Below are 17,914 nucleotides of genomic sequence, written 5' to 3'. Positions count from 1 at the left end.
CCGCTTTCGTTGCACCGAGATCTCAGCTCCTCACTTGGAAAAATAGTTTTCCTTCGTGTATCGCAAATCCGCACGCCTCGTAAAATCTTCGAGCGGCGATGTTGGTCATATCCGTCATCCATTCGACGCGGCTACAGTTCTGTGCGACGGCGATTTCGTGTAGCCGGTTCATCAGAAGTCGACCCACCCCCTTCCGTCGTGCTGCTTCCACGACATAAAGTTCCTTGAGAAAAAGGGAGTGGGTCACGCCGGCGGCGGGCCAGAGATAGGAGTAAGCTGCCATTCCGATAAGGTGGCCGTTGTTGTGGGCCAGGAGAACCTGTGCCGCCGGAGGTGTTCCAAAGACCAGCTTTTTGATCTGCGCGACCTGCGCATCGCGCGGCTGCGTCGGCGTCGCGCCGTAGAAGGTGTCCAGCTCTTCCATGAGGCCTGCCATCGCTTCGACATCGTCAGGGACAGCGGGATCAATACTGATGGTCATGGTGCAGAAGTCTAAGCCCCCCTTCCGGCGGCTCGGCGGGCAGCGCCAGCACCTCGCCCAAGTCTCGGACAGCCGGGAGGGCTTGGTGTCGAGGTGGGATCATCTGGGCCAGTTCACGGGCGCGTTGCGCTATGAGGCCGCTGCGGTGTTGGGGTGGCAGCTTCAGGAAGACGTCCGCGGCATGGGCGACGCCTTCAATTATATGGCCGTCGTGGATGAGGCAGTCGGCCCGGTCGAGATGGATGAGAGTGCGGTCCAGATAGTCGCCGGTCGGATACAGGTCGAGGGCGAGGTCTCCGGCCTCAATGGCAAGGCGAGTGTCGTGCAGATGGGTAAGGGCGTTTCCTTGGTGGAATCGGAGTTGGGCCTCGTTGTATCCGAAGGCGGAAGGGGTCACGTCGTCCGGGCCAAGGGCGGCGAGGATGACTTCGGCGCGGGTCATGGCGGCGTTCGCGTCGGCACTACGGCCAAGGGCGGCATGGGCGCGGGCTTCCAGTGCGGCGGCCAGAACCGCGCCGACGCAGGGCGTGCGCCTGGCGATGGTCTGGGCCTTCTTCGCTACGGTCACGGCCTCCTGGATCGCGCCCCCATAGAAGAGGGTGTAGGCGTCCTGGGCGCGGACCCAGGCCGAAAGGGCGACATCCCCGGCTTCGTCCGCGGCGAGGCGGGCAGTGCGTCCCCACGCTCGTGCTGCGGCCGGTTCGCTGAGTTTGATGAGGGTCAGGTTGATCAGCCCGGCTAGCTGGGCGGTCAGGCGGGTGAGGTGTCGCGCGGCTCGGAGCGATGGCCGCCGTTCCAGCAGCCCCTGCACGTCGGCAAAGTCGTGGGCGAGATCGGCCAAGAGCAAGCCAGGTGGGGAGAAACGGGTGGCGCGGCCGTGGGCCTCGACGACCTGATCCCAGTCATCGAGGCTGGCGGGACTTACATCGCTGGTGGTTAGTAGGTGGGTGGCCTGCGTCCGCAGAGCTTCCAGCCGGTGCATGGTGGTCGCGGCCCCCGAGGACGTAGCGTTGCCGTCGGATGGTCGCAGCCTGAACCACAGCAGCTCTTCGGGGATGCCGAGTACCTGGGCCCAGCGGATGAGCTTGGTCAGATCGGTGATGGGTTCGCCCGACTCGATGCGGGACAGCTGGGTTTGGGTGATGCCCATCCATCCGGCCACTGCCTCCTGGGACAACGGCGGGACGTGGTGCGGGTGGATGCGGTATGCCGCGATGACCCGGCCCATGTGCCAGGCGTCGAGGGCGTCGAGCAGGTCGCGGGAGCTCTGCCAGAACGCTAGAGGCAGCGCTGCTGGTTCGTTGGCACTGGTCGGAGCCTTACGTTGACAGGGACCACAAAGGCCAGTCGCGTTGTCCCGCGCCAAACGTGCGCCGCACTGACAGTGACGAATTCCGGCCTCATGGCCACGCATCGTAATGCCCCGCCTTCTCGGAACCTCCCGCGACCTCAGTGTATCCGTTGCAGCGGATTCTCATGTCCATAGTACATAGCCCCATACGTGGCACGTATGGCATGGATGGGCCAGGGATGCCAGAGTCTGAACCAGGCCCCGGTGCCAGGCCGATCGCCTACACCACTCTCCTCGGCGCTGGGCGCCAGCCAAGTGATTCTGGAAGGAGTGTTGAGCTGATCGGGTAGGGAGAGAATCTGTACCTCATCCGAGGCCTTCCTCAATTCCTCGACGAGACCCTAGCGCCCGAGACGCTGTTCGCTAGGCTAGCGTAGAACGCCGAACAGATCGGTAGCAATGCTAGCTTTTTGTAACACGATTCCTGCGGCGCTCGCTGTCTTGGTCGGGGCACTTCCGTACCTCGTGAGGTGGCTCCAGTCCATTTCTCGCTCGCGGCGCCTTCCCTGCCGAAAGCCATCTGTGTCCCCTGCGAGCGGGGAGGTTTCATTGTCAATGTAGACCCGGTGCATACCGATCGCTGTTCTCCTGCCAGCGGTCCTCGATCTGCCCTATCCGTGGCCCGTGGCATGCCAGACGGCGTGTTTTGCCCTTCACGTCCTGTGGGCGGCTGCGATTGAAATGCGGATAGGGCAGCTATACCTTCACTTTCCCTCTGGAGATCCACGTGCTTTCTCTTCCTGGCGCTGTCGCCACCTCGTTCGTGCCGACGGCGGGGTTGTTCATCGAGGAGCTTCACCATCTGCCGCTGGAGGCGGAGCAGCTCCCGAAGATTGCCGGTGCGTGCACGGCCTACACCGAGCAGGTCGAGAAGCTGGTGGAGCAGCGGGGCGGGGTCGCCGTCGCCCTCCACCAGGTGCTCAACCGGCCGCACCGGCTGTCGCCGGAGGAGGTCACCGCCGCGCTGGCCCAGGTCGACGCCTACGCCGACCTCGTCCGGGACGTCGGATACCTGTACGTCGAGTCGCTCACGGCGGGCCGGGCGCACCTGACCGACGAGCAGATCGTCGAGGCGGCCCGGCTCCGCACCGGCCAACTGGACAAGGTCAGGGCCCTGCTGCTCGGCGGCATCGGGGGAACCCGCTCCGCTGAGCCCGCGCCGGAGTCGGTCGCGGCCTGATCCCCGTCGTCTCCCTGCCCGCGCCGCGCCAGGATCCGCGGGGATCCCGTGGGTGGGGAGGCTCCATCTTCCTGGAAGGAGCAGCCATGGACAGTCCGCCCGTGGTCGCGGACTGTGCGCTCACCCGGACCGGCGACCAGATCGCGATCCGCTACGCCTCCGCCGGGGTGGAGCGTGAGCTGCGGCTGCCGTGCGCGGCCTGGGCGGGTCTGGCTGCCGCGGTCCGCGCGGGCACGCTCGACGCGCTAGATGACAGGTGGGTGCGTTGGACCGGCCGGAACGCGGTCGGCTTCGCGGCCCTGCGCGGCGGTCAGCTCCACCTCATCCACGGCGATCAGTACCCCCGCGAGTACCGCCTACCGGCTTCGGCGTGGGAGGCGGTCACGGCGGCGGCCCGCGGCACTGAAAGCGACCCTCTCATGGCAGCAGGAGTCCAGTGACGACCACAAATCACGAAGGGATCGAGTCTCAGCCTCGGGAATGGTGGCAGACAATGACTGATTCTTCGCTGTCCTCGGTGGACCTGAAGACCGGCCAGCCGCATTCGGCGCGGATGTACGACTATTACCTGGGTGGGAAGGACAACTTCCCGGCGGATCGGGACGCCGCGGAGCGCGCTCTCACCGTTTTTTCTGCGGCTCGGGTGATGGCGCAGCAGAACCGGGCGTTCATGGTCCGGGTGACGCGGTATCTGGCCGGTGAGGTCGGGGTTCGGCAGTTCCTCGACGTCGGGACGGGTATCCCGACCAGCCCGAATTTGCATGAAGTCGCCCAGGGGGTCGCCCCGGACGCCCGCGTCGTGTATGCGGACAACGATCCGATCGTGCTGACCCACGCCCGTGCGCTGCTGACCAGCACCCCGCAGGGCCGGACGGCCTACCTCGACGCCGATCTGCGCGACCCCGAGCGGATCCTGGCCGCGCCGGAGCTGCGGGACACCCTGGACCTGACCGAGCCGGTCGCGCTGTCCGTCATCGCGATCCTCCACTTCGTGCCCGACGACGCCGACCCGTACGGGATCGTCCGCCGGCTGCTGGAGGCGTTGCCCTCCGGGAGCTATCTGGCGCTGACCCACGCGACCGCCGATCTCGATCCGGCGGCGGGGCAGATGGCGGAGAAATACCGGGAGCAGGGGATCACCGCGGTCGAGCGCAGCCACGCGCAGATAACCAGCTTCTTCGCCGGCTTGGAGCTGGTCGACCCGGGTGTGCAGGTGGCCCACCGGTGGCATCCCGACGACCCGACGGCCGCGGATCTCACGGATGCGCAGGTGAGCATCTACGCCGGGCTCGGACGCAAACCATGAGCGCGTTCACCCCGGATGATCCCCTGCCCGCTATCGAGGTGGATGGGGCAGTGGATTCCGAGACCGTGCGGGAGTTGCTGCTGGAGGGGGCCGGTGCGGGCTCGGTCCTGACCCTGTCCAACCAGGACCTGCCGGGCCCGTGGGCCAGCGCGGGCCAGCCGGTGGAAACGCTGGAATCGGTGCCGGAGGACTGCATTGACGGTGTTCTCGCCGTTCAGGGGTTCACCACGGTGCCGGTGCGGCCCCGGATGGGCCAGATCGCCCGGGTGCTGCGGATCGGGGGCTGGTTCGGTTTGGCCCAGTCGGATCACACCTGTACGTTCGCGGGCCTGCAGCTGGGCGGGTGGACAGGCCGGGAACGCCGGGCCCTCGACGCGGCGCTGCTCGCTGCGTTTCCGCACCAGCGGGGCGCGGTGGTCGAGGAGCTGATCTGGGAGGCCCGGGAGCAGGGGCTGCGTCCAACCCGTCTGCATCTGGGATTCGCCCACCGGCAGGTGGGGGCCGGGGATCTGGATGACTACCTGCGTGAGGGGCCTGCGGCCGGGATACCCGGCCCGCTGGATCGGATCACCGCCGCGGCCGGGGTGACGCTGGCCGACCGGTACGCCGAAGCGTGGAAGGAGGCGACCGCGGCCGGTCCGGTGACGGTGTCCACGCCGATGGTCGTCCTGGCCGCGCGACGGGTGGCGCGAGATCCGCTGGCGCCCGTCGCCGGGCGCCCGCGCCGTCTCCCCTTGCTGGCCGAGCCGATCCGCAGCCCTCGCCCGGAAGCAGAGCGGGCGATCATGGATGCTCTGGGTAGACATCGGCGGCACTGGGACGACCTGGTCGCCGGGACGCGCAGCGAGTCCCGGCGGGAACGGCAGGGGTCGGCATGAGGCCCACCCGGCCGGCGACCACCGCCGCCGTCGGGCGCGGCGGTGAGCTGGGCCGCGGGCGATGAGCGGCGAGGCGGACCGCCGGGCGCGGTGGACGTTCGCAGAGGAGGATCCACTGCCGCTGCTGGTCGGCGGGGCAGGGCTGAGGGACCTGGTGTACGCACGAGCCGACCTGGGGTCCGGTGCACGGGTGCTGGATTTGGGCGGGGACCCGCATCTGTCCCGTGAGGTGGCCGAGCACGCCGGTGCCGGCACCGAGGTCGTGGTGCTCGTAGGCGACGACGTCCAGGTCTGGAACGGGCTGGCGCTGGACGACGGCGCGGTGGAGCTCGTCGTCGGCAACGACGCGCTGCGGGGCCCACTCGTTCCGGCATTGACCGAGATCGCCCGGGTGGTGCGCCGCGGCGGGTGGGTCAGCCTCATCCAGCCGGCGCATGGCCGGGTGTTCACGCCCGCGCTGGCCGAAGACGGGCCGGTCTCGCAGCAGGTACTGGAAGGCGAGGTGATCTGGGCGGCGCGCGCCGTCGGACTGCTGCCCGTCATGGTCGGCCTGGGATTCCAATACCGTGAGGCCCCGGTGGGCGCCGTCGACGGTGTGCGCAGCCCGGTTACGGCCCTGCCCGTCACGCTCGCGACCCCTGTCGTGCAGATCGACGCTGTCCGCGTCGATCCGCGTCCGGACCGTACCGTTCCACCGGGCAGCGGGCCCGAGTGGTACGAGGCCTACCGGCGGGCGCTCGACCAGGCCCTCGCCGCGGGGATTCCACCCGCCGCCTGGCAGATCGCGCAGGCGATCGGAAATCACCTTGCCCGCGAGAGCGACCCGCTCTGCCACTGGCCGAACAGGGTCGCCCCCATGTGGACCCCCTTTCACACTCCCGGCGACCCGCGATGACACCGACTTTTGGAGATGCGATGCCCCCCGACGGTGAGAGCGACGTGAACGCCAAGCTCCTGGCGGAGTTCCAGCGATTCGTCCGCTACTGCAGGCTGTGCCTCGGTGCCGGTGTGCTCGTCTCGATCGCGGTCATGCTGTCGAGGGTCCTGTGAGCGCCGACGACGATGCTGACCTGCACTCCCATTCCAGCGAGTCGGACGGCACCGTCCGCCCGAAGGTACTCGTCCGCCTGGCCTCCGAGGCGGGACTGAAATACCTCGGGTTGACCGATCACGACATCACCAGCGGCATCGACGAGGCCGCCGCCGCGCTGCCCAGCGGGCTGACGCTGGTGCCGGGCGCGGAGCTGTCGTGCTCGGTGACGGTGAACGACCGGCCGCGCACGGTGCACGTGCTGGCCTACCTGTTCAACCGCGAGGACCCGGCGCTGGGCGAGGTGATGGGCCGCGTCCGTGATGACCGGGAACGGCGGGCCCGGGAAATCGTGGCGCTGCTGGCAGCGGACGGCCACCGGGTGACCTGGGAGGCGGTGGAGGCGCTGGCCGGGACCGGGTCGATCGGGAAACCGGCCATCGCTCAGGCCCTGGTCAATGCCGGTGCCCTGCCCGACATTGAGGCGGCGTGGACCCCGGAGTGGCTCGAATCCCGTGGCCGCTACCACGTGCCGAAATGGCAGCCGGACGCCATCGACGCCATCGAACTGGTCCGGAAGGACCGCGGCGGGGTGCTCACCGACAGCCACCTGGCCACGTTGGCCGCGGCCGGTCTGTTCGGGATCGAGGTCTTCCATCCCGAGCACGACGCCGACCAACAGCTCCGGCTGCGCGGGCTCGCCGCCGACCTCGGCGTCGAGCCGATGGGGTCCAGCGACTATCACGGCGACCGCAAACCCCAGGGGCTTGGCGCGCACCGCACCTCCCGCGAGGTGGTGGAGCGGCTCATCGCTGCCGCCTCCGGTGCCACGCCGATCCGCGGCTGATGGGTTCTTCCCGATCGCGGCGGCCCCGGTCGCGGGGGTCGGATCTCGATGGCCTGCCCGAGCGGACCCGCCGGGACATCGAGGAGGCGACGCGGTCGGCGAACGTGTGCCTCGCGAGCGCCTTCACCTCCTGCTTTCTGATCATCGTCATGGCGCACGTCGTCTAGATCGTCCGTGCGGGCTGTCGCCGGTACGGGCGGAGAGTTCTGAGGAGTGCAGGTGGGGGAGATGACCGCGGGATCGGCGGTGTGGTTGGGGCGGTTTTTGGGCGTGCTCGATGCTGCGGGCAGGGCGGCGGCCCTCACCCTCGGCGTGGAGCAGGTCCTCGACGCCCACACGGTGATCGTCTGGCAGGACGCGCCGGCGGACGAGATGGTGCTGCTGGTGACCGGGTGGGCGCGCAGCACCAGCATCACGCCGTCCGGGCGGATCGCGATGCTCGACATCCACCATCCCGGCGACATCCTGGCCGACCGGCCAGGTGCGCCACGGGCCGCGACGGTAACCGCCGGCAGTACCGCACGGGTGCGCAGGATCCCGCACCGCGACATCGCCGCGTTCCTGACCACCCACCCGGGGGCCGGGGCTGCGTTCCGGCAGAGTCTGTGCGCCCAGCGGCGCGCCACCCGCCGGGCATGGTGGACAGACCCTCACGTCCCGGTCCAGAACCGGGTGGCCAGGCTCCTGCTCGATCAGGAGCAGGCATTCGGTCAGGACCCGACGCACACCGGCGGGATCCCGCTGGTTCAACGCGACCTCGCCGCCATGCTGGGCATGTCGATGTCCCTAGTCCAAACCGCGGTGAGCGGCCTGCGTAACGCCGGCTATCTCGAAGTCGTCTCCCGCCGCATCCACCTCATCAACCTGGCCGGACTGCACCTGCTGGCCGAGGAACCCCCGCCCACGCAGGGCCTGCGCTGCCCGCTGCGGGCGGAGAACTGCGTGGTCTGCGGGGAGGGCCGGTGACCCGCCCGCCCTCACGCGGGCGCCGCAGCCAGTTTCTGGTGCAGAACCGCGCGGCGCTGCTCCGGCTCTCCGCACGCCCACCGCAGGTGCCGGCCGGCCGCCTCACCGACGAGCAGGAACGTACGTTCCGCGCCCGCACCCGCCGGGTGGGCATGATCGGCGTCTGGTATGCCGCCGCAGCCGCGGAGCTGCACCGGTCGGATCGGCGTCCCGCCGGCATCGGCCTGCCCCCGGCGGCCGCCGGCGCCGACAGGTCCGAAACCGATGGGCCGACCGCGGCCTGGTGGGGGCGGTGTGTTGATGGATGAGGAAACGACCCCATCGCCAGAGCGGGACCTGTGGCGGGCTGCTGGGGACGCGCGGCCGCCAATGGGGGAGTGCGTCGTGGCAGTGGCCGCGCTGCTGGCTTTGATCCTGGTGGCGCTGACAACTCCGCATCTCCCATGACCGGTGATACGGCGCAGGTGCGGCACCTTCACGCCGGCTGCCGTGCCTCCGGCGTGTCTCGGAGCCGTCCGGAGTTGCAGCGGTGGGCAGGCCGGTTCCTCGGCGATCTGGACCCGCAGGCCCGCGCCGCCGTCCTGAGCCTGGGCCGCGGCGACGCGATCGCCGCGGGTGGGCCCGTTGTGAACGTCGCGGGTCAGGTTGTCGTGCTGCTCTCCGGCTGGGTGAAGGTCACCGCCAGTGCGGAGACCGGGAGGTCGTTCATGCTCGCGATCCATCACGCCGGTGAGGTGGTGGACGTGGACGCACTGGCAGCGCAGGGAGGGGCGCAGGTGACCGCAGGCGCACTCACGCTGACCCGGCGGATCTCGGCCGCCGGGTTCGCGGAGGTTCTTGCCGCGCATCCCAGCGCCCGGGAGGCGTACTGCCGCGCGCAGTGCGCCCTGCTCCGGGAAGCGACCCGGCAGTGGATCACGGGTCTCGCGCCGGTCGCCGTGCGCGTCGCGCGCACGCTGCTCAAGCTGTGCCGCGGCTTCGGGGGCCGGCGGGACACGGCGGGGCGAGTAGTGATCCCGCTGAGCCAGCCGGAGATCGCTCAACTCGCGGATGCCTCCCTTCCGGCGGTGCACCGTGCGCTGACCGGCCTGCAGGACACCGGTGTCCTCACGCTCCGCCGCCGCGCCATCGGCGTCGTCAACCTGCCCGCGTTGGTGGCCGCCGCCGGAACAGGCGCCCCGCTGGCCGCCCACGAGGCAGAACTGCCGGATGCCTGCCCTGGCTGCCCGCGGCCGCCGGTCTCATCCCAGTGGGGGGACAAGCCACGCCGGCCCACCCGGATCAATCGTCCAGAGGAGGCTCCGTGACTGACGAGGAGGATCGGCGGCTGCTGGTCGGCGACGACGAGCAGTCGGTCGATCGGCCGGCATGTCGACTCGTGACGTCGACGGGGAGTCGTGTGGCGTCACCAGACGGGTTGCACTGCGCCCAGGCCTGTCTGGTCATGGCGGTGGAGAGGCTGGGCCATCCGCAGCGGCTGACCCTCGCCGAGGCCGAACAGATCACCGGCTTCCGGGCGGGGGNGGAAACGTGGCCGTACGCGATGCTCGCCTGGCTCGCCGAGAACGGTTACGAGGTCCGGCACGAGGACGCACTCGACGCTGTCGCGTTGACGCGGGACCCAGAGGCGGAGCTGCGACGCTCGGGTCTGGACGAAGAATCCCTGACCTACCTGATGACGATCAGCGACTTCGAGCGGGAACGTGCGGCGATCACCCGCTGTTTGGCCAGCAGACAGGTGTCCTTCGCACCCGGCATCCCTGACCCGCGGCTGTTGCCGAGCCGGCTGCACGCCGGCTGGCTGCCACTGCTGTCCCTGGACGCCGCGGTTCTCGCCCGCCGGGACCGGGGCGGGTTCGAGGGACATATGGTCCTCGTGACCGCGACGATCGGTGACTACGCGCTGGTGCAGGACCCGGGGCCGCCGGCCCGCTGGGACTGGGCAGTCCCACTGCCGCACCTCGCGACGGCCCTGCGGTCCCCGGCCGAGACCTCGGGAACGATCACTTATGTCAGGTCGACGACGGGATATGCCGCGCCGGGCCCGGAACTGCGGTCCGAGGGGGCTCCGTGATTCCCGCGATCCGGCTGAGGGCCGCGACGGTCCAGGGCCTGGACGGTATGCAGGCTGGTCGGCTACGCGCGGCCCTGGCCTGGGCACACCGGCGCGCGAGCCGCACGGGGACGTTTCCTGCCACCTTGCTGGCGGACCGTCTGCAGGTGCCGGTCGACGAGGCGGCGACCCTGCTCAACAACCTCGCTCTACTCGGCATGGCCGAGCGGTACCGCGCGTCCAGTGATGCCTCGGTGTATGCGTGCGGGCCACTGCTCGCTGCGACGCCGGCCTCCGACCCCGGGGCACGCCCGCAGGAGGAGATCCTGCCGCGGGAGTTGTGGGCGGCGATCATCATCGCCCAGGCCGAGACTGGCTTGGCCTCGGGCGAGGCCATCGCCGAACTGCTGGACGCGGCCCGGCGCGTGGACCGGGTCGATGTGACGTTGCGCCTCGTGGTGCTGGCCGTGCGGGGACTGCTCCTGCTGGGCCCGGACCAGGGTGCAGCGCACCGCCAGTGGCAGGCGACCGCCCGCGGAACCTGCCGATCCCGCGACCTGCTGGCACGGGCGCTCACCGACCACGAGGTGTGGACGGTGCTCGGCGCCGACCCCTTGGACGTCGATGCTGACGTGGACCTCCTCACCGCCGCCCGCCGCCTCGGTGTCGCCGGGGAACGGTTGGAAGGGTGGGTGGACCGGCACACCCGCGCCGGTCATTTCGCCCGGGTCGGCCCGGGGCTGCGGCTCACCGACGTCGGGCGGGAGGCGATCAACGCCGTGCGGGAAGGCCCGGGCAGTGAGACCGCACCCCTGCCGCCACCAAGCTGGCCCCTTCCGCTGCCTAGGGACGGAGCCGGGGTGCGGCGCGCGGGGTGGTGCCCGCGCGCCGCACCCATACCCCGCGCCTGCGGCGGAGGTTCGGGATGCCGGGTGAGCCGTCGCCTGGGGCAGGGGATCGAGCGGGTGGCCGTCCGGGACCTGCGCGCGGCGGTGCTCTGGGCGCAGGTCCGCACCGCACACGCGGGCGTGTTCTCCGCCAGCCAGGTCGAGGTGCCAGCAACGGCCCAGGACGTGAGCCGCTGGTTGAACGTTCTTGCCACGATCCGACTCCTCTCCCGCTACCAGACGGTGAGCGGCCTATGGATGTACGCCTGCCGACCCCCGCTCGCCGTGCCCGCCCCGGACGGCGTACGTCCGCTCGACACGATCTCGCCGCCGGAGTGGTGGGCCGCGGTGGTCACGGCGCAGCTCCAGACCGGAAAGGCCTCCGCAGCGCAGATCGCCGCGCTCCTCGACACACAGACCGGTCGGGTGGACCGGATGGACCTCCTGCTGCGGCTCGCGGCGCTGGCCGCCGGCGGGCGGCTGCGCGCCTGCACCGACGGCACCACCAGGCTGCCTCCCACCGACATCGGATGGACGACCGTCACCACAACACCACCGCCACCATGACGCGCCGGGCCAGCGGCGGGCTTGCCGGGTTCCTGCGGGCGCAGACCACCGGCGGGCTGCTCCTCGTCGGTGCGACGGTGGCCGCCCTGGTCTGGGCGAACGTCGCNCCCGGCNNCTACCNCGCGGTGTGGTCCACGCCGGCCGGTCTCGGCCCGGCCTGGCTGCACCTGGCCGACCTGCACGTCACCGACTGGGTCGCCGACGCCCTGCTCGCCGTCTTCTTCTTCACCGTCGGCCTGGAACTGCGCCGCGAACTGACCGTCGGCGCCCTGGCCGACCGCGCCAGCGCGGCACTGCCCGTCGCCGCCGCGGCCGGCGGCATGCTCGCCCCCGCNCTGATCTGCCTGGCCCTCACCCACCACACCCCNGGCGCCGGNCGCGCCTGGGCCATCCCCGTGGCCACCGACATCGCCTTCGCCCTCGGGGTGCTGTCCCTGGCNGGCNNCCGGGCCCCGNCGGGGCTGCGCACCGTGCTGCTCGGCCTCGCCGTCGCCGACGACCTCGGCGGCATCCTGCTCATCGCCGTCGGCTTCAGCAACGGCATCAACCCCGGCTGGCTGGCCGCCGCCGCCGCCCTGCTCNCCGCCACCGCCCTCGCCCACCGCCGGCGCTGGGGCTCACCNCTGCTGCACNTCCCNCTCGCCGTGGCCACCTGGGTCTGCGTGCACGCCGCCGGCCTCCACGCCACCGTCGCCGGCGTCGCCCTCGGCCTGCTGGTGCGGGCCCGACCCGACCCCGGCGAACCCGAGGCGCCGGCCACCCGGCTCGAACGGCGTCTGAGCCCGCTCTGCGCGGCCGTGGTCCTCCCCGCGTTCGCACTGTCCGCCACGGGGGTGTCCCTCGCCCCGTCGGCCCTGCTGCACGTCGCCACCGACCCGATCAGCCGGGGGGTGGCCGTCGGGCTCGTCGCCGGCAAGCTCCTCGGCGTCCCCACCGGGGCGTGGCTGGCCGTACGCCTCGGGATCGCCCGCCTGCCCGACGGCGTCCGCTGGCGCCACCTCGTCCCCCTCGGCCTGCTCGCCGGCATCGGCTACACCGTCAGCCTGCTCCTCGCCCGCCTCGCCCTCCCCGACCCGGCCGCGGTCGAAGGCGCCTCCACCGCGATCCTCACCGCGTCCGCCGCGGCCAGCGCCCTCGCACTGGTTTGCCTACGTCGGCACCCGATCGATGGTGCGATCCTCATCGGGGCGCGGACGCCCGGCGTTGCGACATCGTCCCAGCCGGCGTCCCTCGGGAGGTCCGGCAGCGCGGGGGTTCCGTCTCCGGCGAGGACGCGATCTCAGAAGTAGGCCTGGCTGATCCAGCCGATCCAGGAGCCGGCAGCAAGACAGAAGATCATGACAAGTACGACGAGCGCGAGGACGAGGCGCGCGGAAATGCCTTCTTCGGATTGGTAGTGGGGAAGCCAGCCGGACTATGGGGGTCTCCTTGCGATGAGGCGGGACGTTCTCCGGTTCGGGGTGTGGAGGTGTTCCTTTTCGGGGCCTTGTCAGCCGAGGTGGGCTGGTGCATGTCGTAGCTCGTCGATGAGGTGCTGGTACTGGAGGGTGTGCGCGGCGGAGCTGAGGCGGAGGCGGACGAGGCTGCCCATCATGGCGAGTTCGAGATCGCCGTGGTGGACGCCGGTTTCGGCGACCATCCAGTGCGGGACGCACAGCGTTTCCCCGGGAGAGTGGAGAAAGACAGCGGTCTGCAGGTTGCTGATGAAGACGAGCCCTTGGCCGTGATCGAGGAGGGGGGATCCGTCCGTGTGGGGCCGGGTGGACCAGGCGTGGCAGGGGCTGGAGGCGTACACCTGCTCGCCCGGGTAGCACCAGCCGGGTGGGTGCGCCCATGTGGTGCGGGGCGGGCGACCGGGCGGGAGCGTCGCCTCGTCGTGGATCGCGAAGAGTCTTCGCAGGCCCCGTAGGCGTCGGGGGGTGTGGGTGGGCATGTCGGAGGGGTCGTGGTTCATGCGCGGGGCTCGCCGGGTCGGGTGCGCAGGAGGCGGGCGAGCAGGGCGGTGGTGGCGGGGCTGACCTGGGTGTCGAGCGCGGCGAGGCGGGTAGCGAGCCGATCGTGGACGCGACGGACTTCAGCGAGGCGTCCCGCGGCGCCGTGCAGGCGCATGAGATGGGTGTACAGCGGCTCGAAATGGGGGTCGGTGGTGCGTAGCGCCTGCTCGAGGACGGCTGCCGCGCCGGTGGGGTCGTCGTCGGCGATCAAGTCGGCGAGGTCCTGGTGGGCGGCGATGGCCTGCTGTTCCCAGGCGGTGGCGGGCCCGGCGGCCCAGGCCGCATCCAGCTCACCGCAGAACCGCCCCTGGTAGGCGGCGACGGCGCGGCGTAGCGCGGCGATGCGCGGCGGGTCGGAACTGGCGTGCTCGGCGTCGGCGAGCGCGGCCTGGAACTCCCACAGGTCGCAGCGGGCGCCGTCGCGTAGGAGGAGCCGGTAGCCCCTGGCCCTCGTCTCGATGGTGATCGAGCCGCTGGCGGCGTGCTGGCAGGCGTCCCGTAGCCGGCGGATCGCCTGATGGATCTGGTTTTTCGCGCGGATCGGGTCAGCGTCGGGCAGCAGGTCACGGACGAGGGCGGTGGTGGTGGCGCCATCGCGGTGGGCGGCGAGGTAGGCGGCGATTTCCATGCTCAGCAGGCCGTGGTACGCCTGCCCGGCCGCGTCGGCGAGGTGGGGCCGGCCGAACGTCACCAGCCGCACCATCGGCGTTGCAGTGGGCGGCGTCGCGGTGAACGGCGTTGCGGTGGACGAGGTGGCGGCTGGGGGTGTGGCCGGGCGCGGTGCGGCGCTGGTGGGCCGTGCCCGCGTCGGGGCGGGTGGTGGGATCGCCGGGGGCGCCGGAGGCCGGTAGCCGAGGAGGGGAACGGTCACCTCGGCGCCCGCGTCGAGGCGTGTCGCCTGGCGTAGTACCCGTAGCGTCGGCGCGGCGGCGAGGGTGAACGCGCGGCGCATCGGAGGTACGTGTCGGCTGGTGAGAACCGATCCGTCTGCGGCCACGGTGTAGCCGTGGGGGGAATTTGTGCTGCCGACCAGCAGCGCGCTGACCCCGAAGTGGTGCGCCTGCGCGAGCAGGCGGCGCACCGCGGGCGCGGCGTCGTCGCCGGCTTCGTCGGTGTCGACGACGGCCAGCAGAGCGGGCAGCGGTTCGTCGGGAAAGGCGGCGCGCAGGCCGGCGAGGCCGGTGACGGCCGGTCCGGCGGCGGCCAGCTCGGCGCGTAGGCGGATCTCCGCCGCGAGATGCCGCACGGCCACGGCGAGGGTGGGGGCGACTAGGAGACCGAGGCGCGCCGGGTCGGGCAGGCCGAGGCGCCGTGCGTGCCCGGCGGTCACCACTAGCCGGCAGGGGCCGTTGCCGGGGTCCGGGCATGCCAGCATCTGCGCGAGCAGCGCGCGGAGCACCCCGGCCTGTCCCGGGCCGCTGATCTCCCAGACCGGCCGGGATAGCAGGTCGACCGTCACCACTCCCGCTGGCCCGACGCCGGCAGCAAGCTGTGCACCGCCGTTGCGTGGCCGCCCGGCGGGTCCGGGCGCGTAGGAGGCCGGGGTGCGCAGCAGTGCGGCCAGCGCCTGCGGCACGAACCCGTCGCCGTCCCCGTCCACGGCGACGGGAACGGCGGGCAGCCGGCCGGGGTGGGCCCGCAGGCCCGGGTGACGGCCGGGATGGGTCACCGTGTCCCCGCCGCCGTTCACCGGCTGCGGGACGAACCGGGTGACGGGCGTTGGTGCGGCTGACCCACGGCCCGCTGGGGGCGCGCCGACGGGCAGCACGCGGGCGTCCGTCGGCGCGCGCGCGGACAGCGGCCGCGAGGTTACTGCGGCGGGAACGGAGAAGACGGTCAGCTCACGGCCGACGCGCGGCGCCCAGCGTGGCGCGTGGACTCGCAGCGCCGACAGACGATCCCCGGCGATCGCCCCTACCGAGGCGACAACGGCCGCCGCCCACACCCCCCAGCCCGCGACCACGGCAGGACTGTCTGTGCTGGTGACAAGGACGAGTCCGGCCAGCGCCGCAACCAGCAGTCCCCACGGCCACCACCACCGAACCATGATCGACACCCTTCGGGTCGGCCTTGACGCAGCACAGAGTAGTGCACGGAAGCTGTGTCAAACAGACCCAAACAGCCCTCAAAGCCGGTTGAAGATTGCGAAAACAGGATTCATCGTGGTAACTGCCTATAACGATCATTGCCGCGGCCGGTGCCGATCCCGCCCCAGGGCGAGAAGGAGGATGCCGGGGCGGTGCGCCGACTCGACGATCTCCGGGACTGCCGGAAGACAACCCCGCGGCGTCCCGGCATGCTTGGAAAGGTTCAGCGTGGGCTGTCACCATTACGCGCGGGGCACGGTCTCGCCGCGGTCCAGCGCAGGAGAGAACCCGATGGGGTGGACGCGAGGAGCACGGCGACAAGCCCGCGAGGTTGCCGCCGTGTCCCGGTTCCGATCGCGACCGGCACGCCGCGGCGCGGTCCTGGTCGCTGCCGCCGAGTGCGTGGTCTTCCTGCTGGGGGCCGTTCTCACGGCCGGAGTCGGCCGCCGGTATGTACCGCAGCCGGTTGGATCCTCCTCGCGGCGCAGATGCCGTCCATCGGTGCCGCGGGGCTCGCCGCCGTGCTGCGCTCCTGACCGCCGCACCCGTCGCGCGGCGGGTGCCACGCCGCGGGGTCCATCGGCAACCTGACGTGCGGGGCTCCCACTTCGGGCTGGTGGGCAGCGCCAGGGCGCCCGAGCAGGAGAAGGGGATGCTGCCCAGGCCGTGGCACTGGACAGCATCCCCCGTCGCATGCGTGGTCAGTGGTTCTGCTGTGCCCCGACAGTGGCCCGGACGGCGGCGTGGTGCAGCGCCGCGGCCAGCTCCAGAGCCTCGACCGGTGTCAGGTGGCTGACGGCCAGTTGATGGGTCCATCTGGCCTGCAGCCGCAGGACGATCATCGGAAGATGTTCGGCCTGCGGGCGGATGAGGATCTCGCTGTCGACCAGCGTGGTCGTGAGCAGGGCTGCGCCGTCCCCGCCGTCCCGCAGGGCCATCACGACACCCCCGCGGCCACGGGGGCGGTTTGGAAGCGGGCGGGCCGGGCGCCCGGGTTGACCGCGACCACCTGCCCGCTGTCCACGAGTTTGGGCAGGGCGGCGGCCACCGCCCCGCTGGACCGGCCGCCCAGTTCACGGGCGATCTCACCCGCGGTCAGCTGGGCCTCCGCGTTGGCCCGCAGGAACGCGGCGATCTGCCGGCCCAGCTCCCCCGGGGCCAGCCGTTGAGAACCATCACTGTTGGCCTTCGGCGTCGCCACCGTCGGACGGGCACGGCGCCGGGCGGGCGACACCGGCGCGTTGCCTGCCCGGACGGGGCAGGCCGCCAGCGGGCACGCCACCGCCGCGCACACCCCACCACCGCCACCCGCGCCGGCCGTGGAGCCGATCGGCTGACCGGACACGTCGGCGTTCCCGGCGGTGCCGTCGTCGTGCTCCTTACCGCCGACCTTCCCCTCGACGGTGGCCTCGCCACCCGCCGCACCGTCGCCGCTCTGCGCAGGGCCGGCATCGGCGACGTCGGGTTGGGTGCCAACGTCGACACCGGGGTCGGCGCTGGTCCGGCCGTCCAGATCGTGAGGGTCCGCGTCGGGCATCGCGTTCCCATCCCGGGCAGCGTCGGGCCCGGGGCTGGGGTCCACCGTCCCAGCCGGATCGGCGTCGTCGGGACCGAGAGCCTGGGCCCCGCCCGCCTCGGGAGGGTCCGGGACGCTGATCGGTCCGCCGATGTCCATACTCGGACCGGCGTCGTTCTCGTGAGGCGGGACGACCGTATCGACCCCAGCCGGGTCCGGGTCGATCAGTGCCTGCGGGCTGGTGCTGTCCGGGCCGGGGGCGTCGAGGGCGCCGGCCGGGTTGGCGTCCTCGAGAGGGGTCAGCTCCCACAGGACCGGCCGGCGTCCGGCACGACCCGGGACCGCACCGACGTCGCCTCTGCGGACCTTTCCGTCCGCCGCGAGTTCGTCCAGAATCCGGCCGAGACTCGTTTTCGCGATGCCCGTACGCTCAGTGATCTGGCTAGCGCCGAGCGGGCCGCCGGTCAGCGCGGCCAGGACCTGTGCTTTCTCGGGCGTGACCGCGGGTGGGATCGCACTGTCGGGTGTCATGAACCGTCCCCTCGTGAATGGGATTTCCGGGTGCAGATCAGGGGTAACTCCTGATCGATATCCGCAGCCAGCAAAACACCCAGTGACATGAATCACTACACCTGTTTTCATGGCTGTTTTCCGGTTCGGCTTGCTGCCACGGATTCGATCAAGTTACGGTCCCTGTGCCCGCCATCCACCGGCGCATCGGGGAAACCGTCGGCGACCGGCCGCACGGACAACCCCACCCACCTTTTCTTG

19 protein-coding genes and 4 pseudogenes are annotated in these 17,914 nt (G+C 71.3%); 17 read left to right on the top strand and 6 right to left on the bottom strand.

Annotated features, from left to right (window positions below; genetic code table 11):
- Window positions 1-22 precede the first annotated feature (22 nt).
- On the bottom strand, window positions 23-481 hold the full coding sequence (locus FF36_RS33460; RefSeq protein ID WP_082122277.1) for a GNAT family N-acetyltransferase: 459 nt from the start codon (window positions 479-481) through the stop codon (window positions 23-25).
- Window positions 465-1,709: a helix-turn-helix domain-containing protein gene (locus FF36_RS39295; protein WP_052681498.1), complete on the bottom strand. Its 1,245-nt coding sequence runs from the start codon at window positions 1,707-1,709 to the stop codon at window positions 465-467. Before FF36_RS39295 ends, FF36_RS33460 begins: the two co-directional genes overlap by 17 nt.
- 850 nt (window positions 1,710-2,559) lie before the next feature.
- Between FF36_RS39295 and FF36_RS27250 the strand changes: the two genes are divergently transcribed.
- From FF36_RS27250 to FF36_RS39250, 17 genes and pseudogenes are all read left to right on the top strand, one after another.
- Window positions 2,560-3,012 (top strand): hypothetical protein, encoded by a 453-nt coding sequence (locus FF36_RS27250; RefSeq protein ID WP_128423403.1) that lies wholly within the window; start codon window positions 2,560-2,562, stop codon window positions 3,010-3,012.
- An 86-nt stretch (window positions 3,013-3,098) separates the two neighbouring features.
- Complete coding sequence (locus tag FF36_RS27245; protein ID WP_052681496.1) at window positions 3,099-3,452, top strand: hypothetical protein; 354 nt, start codon at window positions 3,099-3,101, stop codon at window positions 3,450-3,452.
- Window positions 3,453-3,505: 53 nt separating this feature from the next.
- Window positions 3,506-4,318, top strand: coding sequence for an SAM-dependent methyltransferase (locus tag FF36_RS27240; RefSeq protein WP_044888057.1), 813 nt, complete (start codon window positions 3,506-3,508; stop codon window positions 4,316-4,318).
- Entirely contained in the window at window positions 4,315-5,196 is an 882-nt protein-coding gene (locus FF36_RS35110) for a hypothetical protein (protein WP_157871742.1), read from the top strand. The genes FF36_RS27240 and FF36_RS35110 overlap by 4 nt, the downstream gene beginning before the upstream one ends.
- A gap of 61 nt (window positions 5,197-5,257) precedes the next feature.
- The gene (locus FF36_RS27230) at window positions 5,258-6,091 is read left to right on the top strand and encodes a class I SAM-dependent methyltransferase (RefSeq protein WP_044888055.1); all 834 of its coding nucleotides are present in this window, start codon (window positions 5,258-5,260) and stop codon (window positions 6,089-6,091) included.
- Between the two features lie 20 nt (window positions 6,092-6,111).
- A complete protein-coding gene (locus FF36_RS40210) occupies window positions 6,112-6,246 on the top strand; it encodes a hypothetical protein (protein ID WP_255355950.1) in 135 nt (44 codons plus the stop codon).
- The gene (locus tag FF36_RS27225; RefSeq protein ID WP_044888054.1) at window positions 6,243-7,073 is read left to right on the top strand and encodes a PHP domain-containing protein; all 831 of its coding nucleotides are present in this window, start codon (window positions 6,243-6,245) and stop codon (window positions 7,071-7,073) included. Before FF36_RS40210 ends, FF36_RS27225 begins: the two co-directional genes overlap by 4 nt.
- Window positions 7,073-7,240 (top strand): hypothetical protein, encoded by a 168-nt coding sequence (locus FF36_RS35640; protein ID WP_157867005.1) that lies wholly within the window; start codon window positions 7,073-7,075, stop codon window positions 7,238-7,240. Before FF36_RS27225 ends, FF36_RS35640 begins: the two co-directional genes overlap by 1 nt.
- A 61-nt stretch (window positions 7,241-7,301) precedes the next feature.
- Entirely contained in the window at window positions 7,302-8,039 is a 738-nt protein-coding gene (locus FF36_RS27220; RefSeq protein ID WP_128423402.1) for a Crp/Fnr family transcriptional regulator, read from the top strand.
- Window positions 8,036-8,347: a hypothetical protein gene (locus tag FF36_RS27215; protein WP_044888052.1), complete on the top strand. Its 312-nt coding sequence runs from the start codon at window positions 8,036-8,038 to the stop codon at window positions 8,345-8,347. Before FF36_RS27220 ends, FF36_RS27215 begins: the two co-directional genes overlap by 4 nt.
- A 213-nt stretch (window positions 8,348-8,560) precedes the next feature.
- Window positions 8,561-9,346, top strand: a complete 786-nt coding sequence (locus FF36_RS27210) for a Crp/Fnr family transcriptional regulator (RefSeq protein WP_157867004.1) — start codon at window positions 8,561-8,563, stop codon at window positions 9,344-9,346.
- A 763-nt stretch (window positions 9,347-10,109) separates the two neighbouring features.
- Window positions 10,110-11,546, top strand: coding sequence for a hypothetical protein (locus FF36_RS40205; protein WP_044888050.1), 1,437 nt, complete (start codon window positions 10,110-10,112; stop codon window positions 11,544-11,546).
- Window positions 11,510-11,652, top strand: a pseudogene (locus FF36_RS39280) (hypothetical protein); the annotation flags it as partial. The gene FF36_RS40205 and the pseudogene FF36_RS39280, both read left to right, overlap by 37 nt.
- A gap of 15 nt (window positions 11,653-11,667) precedes the next feature.
- Window positions 11,668-11,880 (top strand): annotated as a pseudogene (locus FF36_RS39275) (Na+/H+ antiporter NhaA); the annotation flags it as partial.
- Between the two features lie 43 nt (window positions 11,881-11,923).
- Window positions 11,924-11,985 (top strand): annotated as a pseudogene (locus FF36_RS39265) (Na+/H+ antiporter NhaA); the annotation flags it as partial.
- A gap of 17 nt (window positions 11,986-12,002) precedes the next feature.
- A pseudogene (locus FF36_RS39260) lies at window positions 12,003-12,127 on the top strand (Na+/H+ antiporter NhaA); the annotation flags it as partial.
- Window positions 12,128-12,184: 57 nt separating this feature from the next.
- Window positions 12,185-12,835 (top strand): Na+/H+ antiporter NhaA (locus FF36_RS39250; protein WP_242422930.1); only part of this gene is annotated, 651 nt, incomplete at its 5' end.
- A 200-nt stretch (window positions 12,836-13,035) separates the two neighbouring features.
- Here FF36_RS39250 and FF36_RS27190 read toward each other — a convergent pair.
- From FF36_RS27190 to FF36_RS27175, 4 genes are all read right to left on the bottom strand, one after another.
- Window positions 13,036-13,500, bottom strand: coding sequence for a hypothetical protein (locus tag FF36_RS27190; RefSeq protein ID WP_128423401.1), 465 nt, complete (start codon window positions 13,498-13,500; stop codon window positions 13,036-13,038).
- Window positions 13,497-15,587: an AfsR/SARP family transcriptional regulator gene (locus tag FF36_RS27185; protein WP_128423400.1), complete on the bottom strand. Its 2,091-nt coding sequence runs from the start codon at window positions 15,585-15,587 to the stop codon at window positions 13,497-13,499. The genes FF36_RS27190 and FF36_RS27185 overlap by 4 nt, the downstream gene beginning before the upstream one ends.
- Window positions 15,588-16,328: 741 nt before the next feature.
- Window positions 16,329-16,565 (bottom strand): hypothetical protein, encoded by a 237-nt coding sequence (locus FF36_RS27180; protein WP_044888047.1) that lies wholly within the window; start codon window positions 16,563-16,565, stop codon window positions 16,329-16,331.
- The gene (locus FF36_RS27175) at window positions 16,565-17,674 is read right to left on the bottom strand and encodes a MarR family transcriptional regulator (RefSeq protein ID WP_044888046.1); all 1,110 of its coding nucleotides are present in this window, start codon (window positions 17,672-17,674) and stop codon (window positions 16,565-16,567) included. The genes FF36_RS27180 and FF36_RS27175 overlap by 1 nt, the downstream gene beginning before the upstream one ends.
- Between the last annotated feature and the right edge of the window lie 240 nt (window positions 17,675-17,914).

The sequence above is a fragment of the Frankia torreyi genome (assembly GCF_000948395.1).
In the GTDB taxonomy this organism is placed as follows: Bacteria; Actinomycetota; Actinomycetes; order Frankiales; family Frankiaceae; genus Frankia; species Frankia torreyi.
Note: the sequence above shows the minus strand (reverse complement) of the source record. Positions and strands in the feature narration are given on the sequence as shown.